Here is a 13,201-nt window from a genome sequence, read left to right as displayed (position 1 = left end):
TGCTTGGCCAGCTACTGAGGTCGGTGCGAGGGGTCAGCCCCATGCGAGCTGGGGCAGAGGTCAGGTGGCCACATGGCCAATGGCGAAGCGCACGCCAGATCGCGAGAATCCTTTTCATGAATGACATGGACGACGAGCAACTCGCTGCGGCTGTCTACGTCTGGCGCAAGAGGGCATCGCTGGGTGACCCCGACGCCGCGGCCATGGCGGATAAACTGGACGCGGCAATGGCCTTCCGGTAGCGCCACGTGGTCAGACGTCGGCGGTCGTAATGCCCGCCGATGTCCGTCGCTTGTCGCCAGCGGCGGCGCTTCGGAACGCTTCTGATTACCCTCGAAAAGCGCACCCCAGTCGACTGCGCCCTCGAACCGCGTTGTGCGTCTCATCGGCATTGCCCGCACTGCAGAGCGGGGTCGATGTTATTTTCGAACAGATCGGTGCACTCTTCATCGGTCCCGTCGAGGTGCTTAATCTGCGCGCGCAGCTACGCGCAGGGAACACTGGAGGTTCGCAATTGCGGGGCGCAGGGATGACTTGCGCGACAGTTGCGCAGTCTAGGATGGCGATGGCGACGGAATCTCCCAAGAAGGGGGGTGGTCGGCACTGCGCACAAGCGTTACCCTCGGTGCCACCGCTAGGGCTCGCGTAGAGGGCACGCGGTGGCGGAAGTCCCGAAGGCCACGCTGAAGGAGATCCACCATGAACCCACTGCGCTTTCTGGCCGACGCGCTCGGCACCGCAGCAAGAGCCATCCCATTTCTTCGCCGGACTCAAGGCGAGGAGAGAAGCAAGCTCGTTGCAGATCTGCAGGCAATTTGCTCGAGGTGTGAGGACGCCTATGCGAAGGTCCTGGAGGGACTGGCACCGATCAAAGAGTCCTATGGGAACCGGCAGAACCTTGCGCGCGACCTGCGTGCATTCGCGGCCGATCGTCAAACGCGAGAGGCGTTCAAACCGACTCACCTTTGCGCCGAAGTCGATCAATTTATGCAACGCCTTGAGAGCAATGTCGATTGGCTCAAGTATTCGATGGACCTCAACGCTATCGGGCGCGTCCGCGGTGCGATCCGCGAGATGGGCTCATTCGATGCCACCTTATGGGACTACTACGACAGAAATACTTTGGCGTTGGATCAACTCGCGACGACCCTCCAATCCCAGCTTTCAGCAGAGGATCTTGCTGAGCGCATGGCCTACGCTCGTCATGCCGTCGAAATTTTCGAAGAAGATCTTCGCGAATCCATAGTGCAGATCCGCAATGCTAAGGATCGGGTTCGGGACTTGATCTAAGGAAGGTCTGCAAAACAGGCCCACGCGGCAGGCGACCACGGCGTCGCGCGTGTGGGCGATGGTGCCGACCTCTTCCAGTACGGCTTTCGCGCGCGGTTGCAGGAGCAGACCTTCCCATGACCGGCCGGCTTCGCCTCGGAATCGCCCTTGCTTGTTGCGGCCGTCGTCGCGGCTGCCGGGGTCGCGGTAGGGACGGCGATTGCTCCCCGCCCCCCGCACAGATCCGTACGTGCAGCACTACCGCATACGGCTCCTGCCTCGAGTCATGACCGCGGGCTTTCCGCCTCGATCCTTTCGAACAACTCGCCGATCTTCGGCTCAAGAAGCTCAACGTCCGGGAGGTGCAGGTCGACCGGTTCCAACGTCACTTCATGGCGCCTGCGATAGTGCCTGACGGCAGCGGATTCGAGCGTGCGACAGGGGCCATCCTGAAATGCAGGAAAGTCAGTCGGGGAGCACTCGAGAAAAAGTACCTACGGTCGAAGCCGATCGAGAAGCCAGTGCAACTCTCCGGCGGTGGCCTTGCCGATTTGATCGTGCACGCTGCAGACGATCAACACTCTCTTCAAGTCTTCCATGGCCCTCCAGGATAAGAAATCAGCTCCCGCTGCTGGGAACTGGTTCTTTACGCGACCTCGAAGGCCTTTTGCTTGTAGGCCCGATCGAACACCGCTGAATCCTTGCGCACTTGGGCCGCGCAGTCCTCGGACAGCGCGATCAGCGTGGGACGCCAGTCTGCGTCACCGCCGAAGTCGATCAGTCGATCGGCCACTACCGAGCCCGCGCGCCCCGCACTGCGAAGCTGAGCCCAAGCGACGATGCGACCCATGGTCTCCAACAACTGCTCGATCTTGGCAGGCCGTTTGGATGCGTCGAGCTTGACGCTGTCATCGGTGGGCTGCAGTTCCCGCAGAACGTAGGGAAGACCACCAACGACAAGGGGATGCAAGAAGGCAGCGGAAACCGCCTGCATGCGCCGTTGCAATTCGACAATGCGTTCGGCCTCCGTTTCCCATTTGGGCTGTGCGATCTGAAGATGGCCGACCAAGGACGAACGCGTTGATTGCTTTAGATCGAGCAGGTAGTTGCCATTGGGCGATCCCTTGCCTTCCACCAGAACCGCAAAGCGACCTAGCCCAAGGCTGCCAGTGCCTGCGATACGACGCGCAACACTGCGTACCCGGTAGAAACCGGGCGATTGTTGTGTCTCGGCAAACGCGCCAAGCGCGAGTTCGACTACAGTGCGATCGTCGTCCGACACCGCCAGCATTCTCTTCTTGTCCCACTTCACCTCTTGCCCATCAATACGCAAGGTTCGAAGGCCGCCGCGTGACTTGGTTCGGTCATCGAGGAACTTCGCGCGCGTGCGCTTCCGCAGAGCTTCAAAGAGATCCTTCACCAATCCGTTGGCGGTATCGCGCTCCACCCAAAGCGCCTTGCCCTCTGCCAATGCTGACGCGTAGGTGTCCACGAACGCGGTGCACAAGCGCGTGGCAACCGATCGATTCAGACCCTTGTCTGCTGCACCCAGCCGGATGCTGGTCAGCATCCGCACCAAGTCCCAGGTGGCGGGCGCGAGCACTGCTTCCTCGAAGTCATTGATGTCGAAATAGACCAGCCGGTTGTTGCCCTTGTAGCTGCCGTAGTTCTCCAGGTGGAGATCGCCGCAACTCCACACGGCCGGGGCCGTCTGGAAGATCGAATGCGACGGGAGGCGGTCGTAGAAAAGGTGGCAGGTTCCGCGAAGAAAGACGAAGGGATCGCCATTCATCTTCCTGTACTTCATTTGCAGCCGCTCCTGCTCTCGACCGGCGTTGGCTGCCCGAATGTTGCTAACAATGTCCATGTCCATCTTCTCGTTCGAACAAGAAGTGCGTGCGGCCCTATCGTAGGATCTCGCCGCAATCGACAAAGGCGATAAGCGTACCGCCCCCGCGGACATCGGGTTCGATCAGTGGCAACGCGCAGCGAGTGGCACTGGTGAGCGCCACCAAGGCGTCCGCTGTGGAGGTGCCGCTAAGTTCGACCTTGCATAGCGTATCCCGACACGTGAGATACCGGACTTTCGCCTTGGACGCGGCCATCGAGCGGTAGAGCGAAGCCCTGAGATCGGCCTCCATGCGGCCAGATGCAGATATGACAGCGGTGCTAGAGGCAACGGCGTCCTGCCCTGAGCTAGCTTTGGAATTACCTAGTGTTGCGGCAAATCGCGCCTCGAGGTCGGCTCTTTGCTTCGCCTGCGCCGCCTGACTCCTGGCGACGAAAACCTTAATTTCCTCAGTCGTTGGCGGCCGAGCCGCTGTCGTTCCAGTTGATTCCGAGCCCGGCATCGCACCGCTTGCCCCAGCTGGCGCTGCAAGCGCTAGGGAATGGAAGCTTGCAACGACAGTGAGGGCGAAGGTGTGCCGAGCGAAGCGCTGGACGGCGCTAGACAGTTGGTCGCGTCTGGTCATGGGTTGGTCCACAATGCAGTAACGCCGCGCACCACTACTGGGCTATTCGCAGTCGTGATGGTCGGGCTAATCAGCACGAAAGGCGCGGTCGCACTCGATGGGAGAGGGGCTGGTGGATAGACGATATAGAAGGGCCCCGAATCGGTGCTCGCTGCACCGCAGGAGATACTGTCGGAGTAGTAGGTGCCGTAGCAGAGCCTGACATTGTTGAGTGAACGGCCATCGACCACTGCGAGCGTTACACCGCCAGCGTCTGTTCCTCCGCCATTCGTCACCGGCAGCGGGCAGTTAATGAGGAAATTCCAGTCCGAACCGTTGCGGTAGAACTGCAATCGATTGCCGTACGGAAAGACCCTCGGCGAATTGGACGGTGGCGGCACCAAGATGCTGGTGAACGGCATGCAGCTCGTGCCATCGATCAAGGTACTCCCGGCGTGGACCTGCGGAGCGAGGCATACGGAGCCTATCGCAGCGAAAGCCAATAGTCGAATTGGAGCAGGGACGCCTGGGCGAATTAATTTCATAGCGCCTCCCTCAAGTGGTGAGGGAGTTGCGAGTAGGGCCCAAAGTCATCATGGCTAGGGCGATTGATCGCGCGGATTGCGCGATGCAGCGCGGCGTCCTCGATGCCTGCGATGTTGAGGATGGTAAAGATCACGACGCGTTCTCTTCATGCATGGCGCTTCTCCAAGAAGATCGCCGGGCCCATGCGAATGCGATCCGGACCGGCTTCTAGCTGCGTTGCAAGGTTCCTCCGAAACGGCCGTACACGCATCGCCAGATTTGAGGATCTTGACATTCCATACCGACTGTTGAGAGCACCCGTGTGTAGCTGCTTCGCGGCATGCGCTTCAAGCACCTGCAGCTCGCGCTGAAAGGGCTGCCCGGCCTGGATGACGTTGAGCGTGAACGTCTGTTGAGAAGGGCCGAGGGAGCGAAGTGGTTGCTGTGGCACGGAAGAGCGGAATCCTGCCTTGCGCGACTCCAAGAGTTGCAGCGCGACACGGGCTGGGTTGGCAAGCGAGACGCACTGGGCAGGCTCGTGGCCTATCTCGAGAACGGCAAGGCCTGCCTCACCAACTACGCAGCGCGGCGCGCGCGAGGTCTGCCGATCTCATCAGCGGGCGCCGAGAGTCGGCTGTCGATCACGTTGTCGGCCAGCGCATGAAGCGCAACGGGCACGCGCGCTGGACTCGCCGTGGCGCGAACCACCTTCTCCAGGTACGTTGCGCCGTATTGAATGGCCAAGACGTGCGCAACTTCAAGCGTTGGTATCCGACGCAGCGGCAGCTCGCGACGGCCGCGTAGAGCAAAAGGAGTCGCCCCCGAATTTGTTCGCTCCCAACGGCTTTAGCTGACCTCAACACCTACCGTTCCTTACGGCCGTGTCGGTCCCAACGTCCCTCCCTCCGACGGCTTCGGTACACGCAGGCAGTCACGCCACACATCGGGCATCAGCTTCGGCAGTCCGGCAGTCATGCGGATGCTGGGCCCGGGACTAGGCAGCACCCACGAGCAACTCCCCGTGACGGAGACCGTCGACGGCAGCACGCAGGATGCATAGACAGCAGGCCGCTCGAATCGCGACAGCGGCACGACAATCAGCTCACCCGGCCGCAGCGTCAATGCCGAGGTACCGCTGCCGGTCGACCAGCTGTAGCCACCGCCATCAGGTGACGGATTTAAGATGATCTTGTCGACCGTGCAGGACTTGTCACTTCGATTGGCCACGGTGATCAGCAGGTCGCCAGGGCCCCTGTCTGGATCTGCCGGAACTTCGACGTACCAGTTAACAGCGAACGGCGCGCAACCGCTGAGGAGTGCAGCGCCAAGGATCGCCACGCCGCGCGCTGTCATGCCGAGCCAGCGTGTCATCGGGTTCCTCCTTCGCCGCCGCCGATGTTGTTGCGGGGCGCCGACTTGTCAATCGATTTGCGGATGTTCTCAAGTTGCTCGCGGATCCGTTCGAGTTCCGTCTGCTTCACCTGATCGAGCCGCTTCTGAAGGATCTCGATCCGCGCGTCGAGCGTACCGAGACGGCGCTGGATGTCGCCGAGGTCCGGGCTTGGGCCGGGATCACCCTTGTCGCCCTTGTCGCCTTTGTTTCCCTTGTCTCCGGTGTCTCCCTTGCCGCCTTGATCTCCCTTCGGACCCGGGTCGCCCTTCAGCTTCTCGAGCCGGTCCCGCAATCGCACGAGCTCTTGGCGTAGTTCGTCAATGGACGGTGCGAGCGAGGAATTCCGCGAACGGCCGTCCGATGCGGTGTCGACATGCGCAACTGTGGAAGTCAGCACCGTAATGCCTTGCCCGAGCGCCTGCAACTCGCTGCGCAGCGCCGCGTCGCCTTCCATCTTGACAGTGATCTCGCTCTTTTCCTTCAGCACGACCGGTGTCGCCACGATAAGGGATCCGAGCAGGGCGCCGACGGCCACTTTGGTCAAGGTTCCGTCGCCTCCGGTCGACTTGTTCGAACCGTCTGCGCCACCGCGACCGCCGAGTCCGCCGCCGGCCACACCTCCGGCCGCACCACCCGCCGCCGCTCCCGCCGTGCCGGCGTTCAGGTTCGCGGCAGCCCCGCGACCGGCGACGACGGCGTCGACGACGACCCGCCCCCGCCGGGCGGCCGATGGTCCGGTGCGCGGTCAGCGTCCCATGGATCGGTCGCGTCGCGGAAGGCGTCCGTGACGCTGTGTAGGCCGAGCACCCGATAGCTTTCGAACTGCGCCTCGTCGAAGTTCTGGTGCCAGGTTGGATCGTGCGGGAACGCGGCCTTCGGCCGCTTCTGTGCAGCCGCGTAGCGCTGCACGTCCACCGGCTCGTCGCCACTCAATGCGGGCTTGACGTAGATGATCGTGCCCGGAACGTCGGAGTTGCGATACTGGATCGTTCCGATCGCGAAGTGCCGGCCGATGCGCCTGACCGATTCCGCGCTCGGCAGCCCCTTGTCGAATCTGATCTCCGCGCCGAAATCGATCCGGACCTTGCGTATGCAGCTCTCGAGATCCTCGTATTCGAACCTGGGATCGGCGGACGCGTCGATCACGAGCACGCGGCGGCTGCGCCGGCGCACCATCTCGTGCAGCCCCAAGTTGTCGAAATGCCCGCCGTCGGACAGGTAGACGAACTGGCGGTCGTCCGTCGTGCCAGCCGTCGCCTCCATCACGACGTTGCCGAGGCCGAAAGTCGGTTCCGATTTGCGCCACATGGACCCGAACTTCAATGACGGATTCGGCATCCACCAGCCGAGGCGCACGTTGAAGAAACTCATCACAAAGGCCACCAGCGTCGACGTGTGATAACCCATGTTGGGCGACGCGGCCGCTCCAGAGATTGCGATGGCGCGGCCGAGTGTGACGCCGCCGAGATCCTGATCGACGCCGGGATCCTCCTTCAGCTCCTCGCGGCTGTACGTGCGGCGTTGCAGGTCCTTGCCTCGCGGAGGTCTGCCGTAGTCGACGGTCGGGACGAAGCCGAGTTCGGCGCTTCCGCAGTAGCGCGGCGTCATCGTGAACGAAGCCGCCTTGCGCTGTTGCCACTCGAGCCTGCCGCCGGCGGCCGACGCTATATTTAGGGCGACGTTGACGACAGGAAACAGGCGTCGCGCGGCCACCTTTAGAGCGGCCAATGGCATGTTGTCGAGCGGATCGAAGCCGGTGAACCAGTGGCCGTGCGTCGAAGTGCCGTACTGTCGTCCCGGCCCGGCATGCGTGTTCAGCCGGGTCGCGCCCAAATACGCACGCACCAGACGGTTGCCATACATCGAGTGCAGCGAGAAGGTGTTCACCCCCATCACCCGCATCGCGATCGCAGCGAGCGCGGCCAGACACGCCACCAGCACGATTGGTAGGAGCGACGGCGTCGCATGGAGAACCGCCGCATACCGGTCGCCCGAAGTCACCTGCTCGTTGATGGGTCTCAAGCACGAGTCGGAATTCTTCGGGCACTTCTTGCGCTCCGCGTCGCGAGCGGCACGTTCCGTCTTCACACGGTAGCCGCTGACGTCGGCCGCGAAGCGGTCGGCGCTGGCGTGCATCTCGGGGATCAGCGGCTGCGCGCCTTCTTCGAGCCCGGCAGAGATCGCGACGCTGCCGGCTACACCCAGCAACACGATGAACAGGCCCGCGATCACCTCCAATGCGCGCGATCCGATCGCGCCCAGGATTGTGTCAACGCTCTGGCGTATCGACGGCCCGCGCTTACTCCAGTACCCGAAGGCGCTGACGACCGCGCCCAGCACGCCGGTGCCGACGCCGACGACCGCACCAGGCGATTGCGCGTCAGCGACGACCGGGATCGCGAAAATCAACTGCGGCAATACGAGTACCGTCAGGCACAGCATGATCGTCGCACCAGTCCAGGCGATCGACATCGCGGAAGCACGCGCCCACCACTCGCGATCCTCCTCATCGGTGAGCCGGCTCATCAGCCCGACATAGCAGTGCGCAGCCAGCCACACCACCGCCAGCAGCGCCGGCACGGCGAAAAGCGCGTACAGCCATTCCCAGTCGGAGCGCATCGGCACTTTCGTGCGCGCCCACAGCATCAGCTCGATCAGCAACCCCAGCGCGGCGCCGCCGACGGCGCCCGTAAGCACCGCGCTCGCGACGGCTCGAAACGGGTAGGTGTACCGGCTCGCCAGGCCGCGCAAGGGCCTGAACAGCGCACCGATCATTACCGACACGAGACAGAGAACGGCGCCCTGGAGCGAGAGCCATCCGACGATGTGGTCGAGCTCGCTTGGCTTCGGCTGCTCAGTGAGCGACCCGATGACGGCGCTGGCGGTGACGGCCGCCAGATAGAGCGGCAGCATGCAGACGGCCGCGAACAGGTTGGTCGGCTTCCAGCCGCGCCGGAGCAGCCATTCGCGCAGCTTGTGCAACCAGCTCAATCGTGCAGATAGGCTCGAATCGGCGAGACGCCGACCCGGGAGATCGGCCGCGGCGTACACCACCGACACCGCGAGCAACCCGGCGGCGATCCACGTCCAGAAGCGGACATCGAGGCGGCTCTCAGGTGTCTGCAAGGCGACCAGCAGGCGCGGGAGCAGCAACACAATCGCGAGCAGCGGAACGACGACGACCCAATGCAGGAGCAGGTTGCGCAGAAAGGTCGAGACCAGGGTCAGTGCATCCAGCGACAGACCCCAGACCGGGCTGAGGTAGTTCGTGTACGCGCGTAGGCGCTGAGCCGGGTTTTCCTCTTGCACGCCGCGCGCGGTTCGCAGCGGCACCGCACCCGCATGCATCTCCTGAACATGCGCTAGGCCCTGGCCCGCGCCCGCGATCCCGTCGGCGCGCTGGATCCAGCTCGATAGCCAGCCGCCGATGTAGCCGCCGCCCGAGACGGTCGACAGGTAGTGGATTTTGTCAAGCAGCCCTAGGCCCGCGAGCGCCTGTATTGCGCCGAGGCAAAACGTGGCGCTGCGGATGCCGCCGCCCGACAGGCACAGCGACGAACGGGCGTGGTCGCCCTCCAGCTCGTCGATAAGTTGGTTCAGCCGAAGCGTGCGCTGCAGCGGATCGTCAAGCCCTTCAAGGTCTGGCGGCAATTCCCCATGGAGCAGCCGGTATTCATCCTCTAGTACCGAGCAGGCCTGCAACGCGGCCCCGTCCTCTGCTTTCCCTCGCATGAGACCCTCCGTATCGGCAGCGCTGCCCCCCCTGCGCGGATTATTAAGCTGATCGACGGAAAAACATCCCCTCGCTTGGGGAGGCTGCCGGACGCGCGGCGCCCAGTAGGCAGCCAACTCGGCCACGTATTTCGCGATGGCCCCGATGACTGCGGGCGGCGCTCCTGCATCACTGCATCGACCGGGCTGCGCTGGCATTCATCCATTTCGACCACATGGAGGCCGAAGGCCGTACGGTTAGAACTCCGGACGACAGCCCGACCGCGGCATCGAAAGAGTGGACGTCGATGACCGTCGGCTCCTGGCCGGGACTGCGAATCCACCCGCGCGCCATATTGCCGCCAGTCAGGGCGGCCGCCCCGACACGACAGCCGGCGCAGCCCTGTCGACGAGATCAGACTTCCGTCTGCTCGGAGAGAGAATGGGTGGCCATTCCATTTGGGATCTTGGCGCAGGCCAGCTTCTCTCAGAATTGAAGGACCGTATCGGGCCCTTCCCGTGAGTTCGAGATGGAAGGAAGCAGTCGTCGGTGATGCAGGACTCACTGGCGGCCGCGAGAGGGCAGAAGAGCCTCGCGCAGCTGCCGCTCGGGACGGCACCGGTGGGGCCGCCTATCTACGCCTTCGGCGCGCGTTGTGGATCCGGATCCGCCATCCGAACACGCGGCCTCGCTCGGCGACACCGCGACCGTGTCAACTTGTCGAAAAAATACGATTACCCCGGCTCTCGCTTCGCGCGCGATTCTCCCAATGACGGTTCTTGAAGCATCGACCGCGAGGGGAGGGCGCTTATGCATGTTCGCGCCAAACGCTATCTGCGCGACGGAGCTGCCTGCCTTGTAGCGGGTCAGAGCCCAGCAGCTTGGCGATAGCCATCGCCGGATTCGTGTACCCATGGGTGTCCACCGTCACCAGCGATAGCTGCATGGGGTTCTCGCCGCGGTTGTTCGTCTCGACAGCCCGCCACCGAAGCCGATGCGATCATGCAACACAAACAGGTCCGGTCCGATGGGCACACCAATGCCGTAGACCCGGAACTTCTCGGCAACCCGGTGCCCCTCGATGATCCGTGGATCGGTCCGCTGTCCGCAGCCTGCTAACTTGTGGCCAGGCGATTTGTGAAGAAGCAGCAGATGCGTTGTACGCCGCGAGTAGCCCACTTGCTGCTCTATATCCGGGCTGATGTTCTGAACGGTGAACTGGCGCAGTTTCGTCGTTGGTACCCGGGCTTCAACGTCGAAGGACAGGCGCCGCTCGCCGCGCAGGTACACCCCTCACTTACGGCTGCTCTCCGTGCCTGATCCGTCTCCCTGCACGGCGCGTTCTCAACTCTGGAGCGATAGAGGTGCAGATGGGAAAGTCAAGTAGTTACCCGACGGACGCTTCCCCAACTCAATCTCGAACATCGGACTGAACACGCGCGGCGCGCGCAATCTGCTCCGAGAGTTCGACAATAGATCTATGCGTGCTGTTCGCGAAGAACAGTAACACCGTCGCCAAGGCGAAGAGGATGACTGCCACCACTCCGAAGATCAATCTTCCATGAGAGAGGTTGCCACCAATGTCCGATGAAGACATCATGACCTTTAGCGAGAGGCCAATCCCAAGGAGCAACGTGGCAGGGCAAGCGCCCTGCAGGATCTCCTCCTCCAGAATGAGCTTGTCAAGGTAATTGGCTAGCATACTGCTACCTGACTTGCTGACTATGAGCATGCGAGATACACGCCGTTTCGGAGAGTCTCCGCGCCAAGCATCGAAGGCGCCGGCGCTTATCCGCACAACGACGAGGCCGATCAGATAGGAGAGAACGACGACCGGGAGAGCGATGAACACTTCCCACACTTTCGAGCTTACTACCCAATTGAAGAAGGGGCGAACATCGACGAACGCCTGCACGGCAGCCGCTGCGGCCGCAATAACAATTGCGCCGATCGCCAGTTTGCTCGTAAACGAGTCAAGACCCGAAATCGTCATTGTCGTATGTGCCGACAATTAAACAAAAATAGTGTCGCATTCATCCCCTCTCGGTCGGCTCCGTGGCGATGTTGCCAACGTCGTTGTAGCCAGTCGTCGCCCCATCGGTCCGATTGCGACGCGCTGGCCCTCCGAGGTGTAGGTGGCGTTAACGCGTTGCACCCGACACTGCCGGCGGGATCGTCCGGCGACCGCGCCTTCAGCCAGAGCGTAAGGCGTGCGACTACAGCCCGCAAGCAGCGATTGTTGGTCAGCGAGAGCCCGCGCGTCTTGCGGATGCCAACGGTGTGCCAATCGGGCACGCCTCGCCGCACGCGCCAGGAGTGCACCATGAGCCCCGCGCGCAAGTGAGTCGACGGCGACACGGATCGACGAGCGCTGCGTGTTCTGGCGTAGCCCTAGGCAGGTCGCCGTTGCGGTGTCCTTAAATTCTGGCTGTCCTCACTTCGACCGGCATCGCCGTTGCTGCCGCGCGTCGTGATGTTCTCGACCACCAGCATGCGAGATCGCGAGATGCGCGTTGTGGTCGGCTTCAACCTTCTTCGGATTTCCCCGCCATCGAATCCATCATCCGAGCCACGGCACTCACCTGTGCGGCCCCGGCCCGGAAATACCCCGCCACGGTATCCGTGCTCCGGTGCCCCGTCATGGCCATCGTCTCCTGCAGCGGCATGTTTTGGCGGCCGGCCTCGGTCACAAACCCGGAGCGCAGCGAATGCGCCGAGAAATCATCTCCCACGCCAGCGAGCGCACACCGCGCCTTCACGATGTCCCGCACGGCCGTCCCCGAAAGCCCATCGGTGCCGAGCTTTCCGTTCTTGAGGATCCGCCGGAAGAGGGGACCTGCAGTGATGCCGCTGGCCTTGAGCCAGCCCTCCAGCGCCTCGGCCGCCGACCCGACCACCGGCTTCACGTCTTCCGGCCGCAACTTCCCGCTGTGGTTCGTCTTCGAGTTGGCCAGCGTGTACAGAAAATCTCCCCCGTCGACCCGCCGTAGGTTCTCATAGACCGCCTCTGAAACCTCGGATCTCCGCCGTCCGCCAGAGGCCCAGGCGAAGAGGAGGAGGGCGCGGTCGCGCTTTCCCTTCAACGAGTCGTCACACGTCTCCAAAACCGCCTCCAGCGGCTCCTTGGTCAGGGCTCGCTGCTTGTGGGGCAGGGCGTTGCGCTTGGCGTAGGCTTTCTTCGTCTTACTCAGCAGCGCCTTCACCGCGGCATCGACGCACGGATTGGGTTGCTTGGCCAGGTGGTGGGCCATCGAGAGCACGGAGATCCGGTGCACCAGGGTATTCAGCGCCGGCGCGCCAAGTTTTCCCTTGAAACCGGCATCGACCAGCGCTTCGTCAATCGCGGGCGGCAGTTGGTGTTCGAGCCCCGCCTTCGTCGAGCGCTCGGCATGGTCGACGATGAACTGGACCACCACGGGCACGGGCACCGGCAAAACCATCTGCCGCCCATAGCGCGCCCCGAACCAGGCAGCCCAGTAGCGCATGGCGGCGCGGTACGCGAGGCGCGTATTGCCGGACTCGCCCTCGGCCATCAGGTCGTGCGCGGCTTCCTCGGCCATGCCCGACAGCTGACCGGGATCGAGCAGCGCGTGGTCGACTTTCAAGGGCATCAACGCCTCGGACGCCTTCGACCTCGGCACTTTTTCAACGGCTTTCTTCAAGCGACCTCCAACAGCAACGGATCGGCGACGACGCAAGCAGTCCAGGACTGCGACGTTTTACGTTATTTATCACACATGCCATGTATGATGTTTTACGTATATTCCACATAGTTTCCGATAATGCTTTATTATCGCAAGTAAACCGGGGCCGAGGAGCAGGGCATGAGTTTCAAAAGTTCGAGCGACT

The 13,201-nt window shown here is 62.7% G+C and carries 11 protein-coding genes; 3 read left to right on the top strand and 8 right to left on the bottom strand.

What is annotated here, in order from left to right; translation table 11 throughout:
• Positions 1 to 116 precede the first annotated feature (116 nt).
• Together QTH97_RS33750 and QTH97_RS33745 are read left to right on the top strand one after the other, a co-directional pair.
• On the top strand, positions 117 to 242 hold the full coding sequence (locus tag QTH97_RS33750; RefSeq protein ID WP_286572950.1) for a hypothetical protein: 126 nt from the start codon (positions 117 to 119) through the stop codon (positions 240 to 242).
• Between the two features lie 457 nt (positions 243 to 699).
• Positions 700 to 1,290: a hypothetical protein gene (locus QTH97_RS33745; protein ID WP_286572949.1), complete on the top strand. Its 591-nt coding sequence runs from the start codon at positions 700 to 702 to the stop codon at positions 1,288 to 1,290.
• Between the two features lie 625 nt (positions 1,291 to 1,915).
• Here QTH97_RS33745 and QTH97_RS33740 read toward each other — a convergent pair.
• Entirely contained in the window at positions 1,916 to 3,136 is a 1,221-nt protein-coding gene (locus QTH97_RS33740; RefSeq protein WP_286572948.1) for a DUF2252 domain-containing protein, read from the bottom strand.
• Positions 3,137 to 3,739: 603 nt separating this feature from the next.
• The gene (locus QTH97_RS33735; protein ID WP_286572947.1) at positions 3,740 to 4,144 is read right to left on the bottom strand and encodes a hypothetical protein; all 405 of its coding nucleotides are present in this window, start codon (positions 4,142 to 4,144) and stop codon (positions 3,740 to 3,742) included.
• A 443-nt stretch (positions 4,145 to 4,587) separates the two neighbouring features.
• Between QTH97_RS33735 and QTH97_RS33730 the strand changes: the two genes are divergently transcribed.
• Complete coding sequence (locus tag QTH97_RS33730; protein ID WP_286572946.1) at positions 4,588 to 4,911, top strand: hypothetical protein; 324 nt, start codon at positions 4,588 to 4,590, stop codon at positions 4,909 to 4,911.
• A 209-nt stretch (positions 4,912 to 5,120) separates the two neighbouring features.
• Here QTH97_RS33730 and QTH97_RS33725 read toward each other — a convergent pair whose 3' ends face one another.
• From QTH97_RS33725 to QTH97_RS33700, 6 genes are all read right to left on the bottom strand, one after another.
• The gene (locus QTH97_RS33725; RefSeq protein ID WP_286572945.1) at positions 5,121 to 5,618 is read right to left on the bottom strand and encodes a hypothetical protein; all 498 of its coding nucleotides are present in this window, start codon (positions 5,616 to 5,618) and stop codon (positions 5,121 to 5,123) included.
• On the bottom strand, positions 5,615 to 6,184 hold the full coding sequence (locus QTH97_RS33720; RefSeq protein ID WP_286572944.1) for a hypothetical protein: 570 nt from the start codon (positions 6,182 to 6,184) through the stop codon (positions 5,615 to 5,617). The genes QTH97_RS33725 and QTH97_RS33720 overlap by 4 nt, the downstream gene beginning before the upstream one ends.
• Before the next feature lie 116 nt (positions 6,185 to 6,300).
• Positions 6,301 to 9,570, bottom strand: coding sequence for a hypothetical protein (locus QTH97_RS33715; RefSeq protein ID WP_286572943.1), 3,270 nt, complete (start codon positions 9,568 to 9,570; stop codon positions 6,301 to 6,303).
• A 709-nt stretch (positions 9,571 to 10,279) separates the two neighbouring features.
• On the bottom strand, positions 10,280 to 10,642 hold the full coding sequence (locus QTH97_RS37195) for a hypothetical protein (protein WP_444813508.1): 363 nt from the start codon (positions 10,640 to 10,642) through the stop codon (positions 10,280 to 10,282).
• A gap of 121 nt (positions 10,643 to 10,763) precedes the next feature.
• Positions 10,764 to 11,345: a hypothetical protein gene (locus QTH97_RS33705; protein WP_286572942.1), complete on the bottom strand. Its 582-nt coding sequence runs from the start codon at positions 11,343 to 11,345 to the stop codon at positions 10,764 to 10,766.
• 532 nt (positions 11,346 to 11,877) lie between these two features.
• On the bottom strand, positions 11,878 to 12,963 hold the full coding sequence (locus tag QTH97_RS33700) for a site-specific integrase (protein WP_286572963.1): 1,086 nt from the start codon (positions 12,961 to 12,963) through the stop codon (positions 11,878 to 11,880).
• Positions 12,964 to 13,201: the final 238 nt, after the last annotated feature.

Origin of the sequence: Variovorax gracilis, from assembly GCF_030317115.1 — a bacterium.
Lineage (GTDB): Bacteria > Pseudomonadota > Gammaproteobacteria > Burkholderiales > Burkholderiaceae_C > Variovorax > Variovorax gracilis.
The sequence above is the reverse complement of the archived record's forward strand: the minus strand, read 5'-3'. Positions and strand labels throughout refer to the sequence as shown.

Coding starts and splice junctions, on each gene's coding strand:
- QTH97_RS33700 (WP_286572963.1), bottom strand. CDS start 12,963: ATGCCCTTGAAAGTCGACCACGCGCTGCTCGATCCCGGTCAGCTGTCG.
- QTH97_RS33750 (WP_286572950.1), top strand. CDS start 117: ATGAATGACATGGACGACGAGCAACTCGCTGCGGCTGTCTACGTCTGG.
- QTH97_RS33705 (WP_286572942.1), bottom strand. CDS start 11,345: ATGACGATTTCGGGTCTTGACTCGTTTACGAGCAAACTGGCGATCGGC.
- QTH97_RS33725 (WP_286572945.1), bottom strand. CDS start 5,618: ATGACACGCTGGCTCGGCATGACAGCGCGCGGCGTGGCGATCCTTGGC.
- QTH97_RS33730 (WP_286572946.1), top strand. CDS start 4,588: ATGCGCTTCAAGCACCTGCAGCTCGCGCTGAAAGGGCTGCCCGGCCTG.
- QTH97_RS33735 (WP_286572947.1), bottom strand. CDS start 4,144: ATGCCGTTCACCAGCATCTTGGTGCCGCCACCGTCCAATTCGCCGAGG.
- QTH97_RS33745 (WP_286572949.1), top strand. CDS start 700: ATGAACCCACTGCGCTTTCTGGCCGACGCGCTCGGCACCGCAGCAAGA.
- QTH97_RS33740 (WP_286572948.1), bottom strand. CDS start 3,136: ATGGACATTGTTAGCAACATTCGGGCAGCCAACGCCGGTCGAGAGCAG.
- QTH97_RS33715 (WP_286572943.1), bottom strand. CDS start 9,570: ATGCCAGCGCAGCCCGGTCGATGCAGTGATGCAGGAGCGCCGCCCGCA.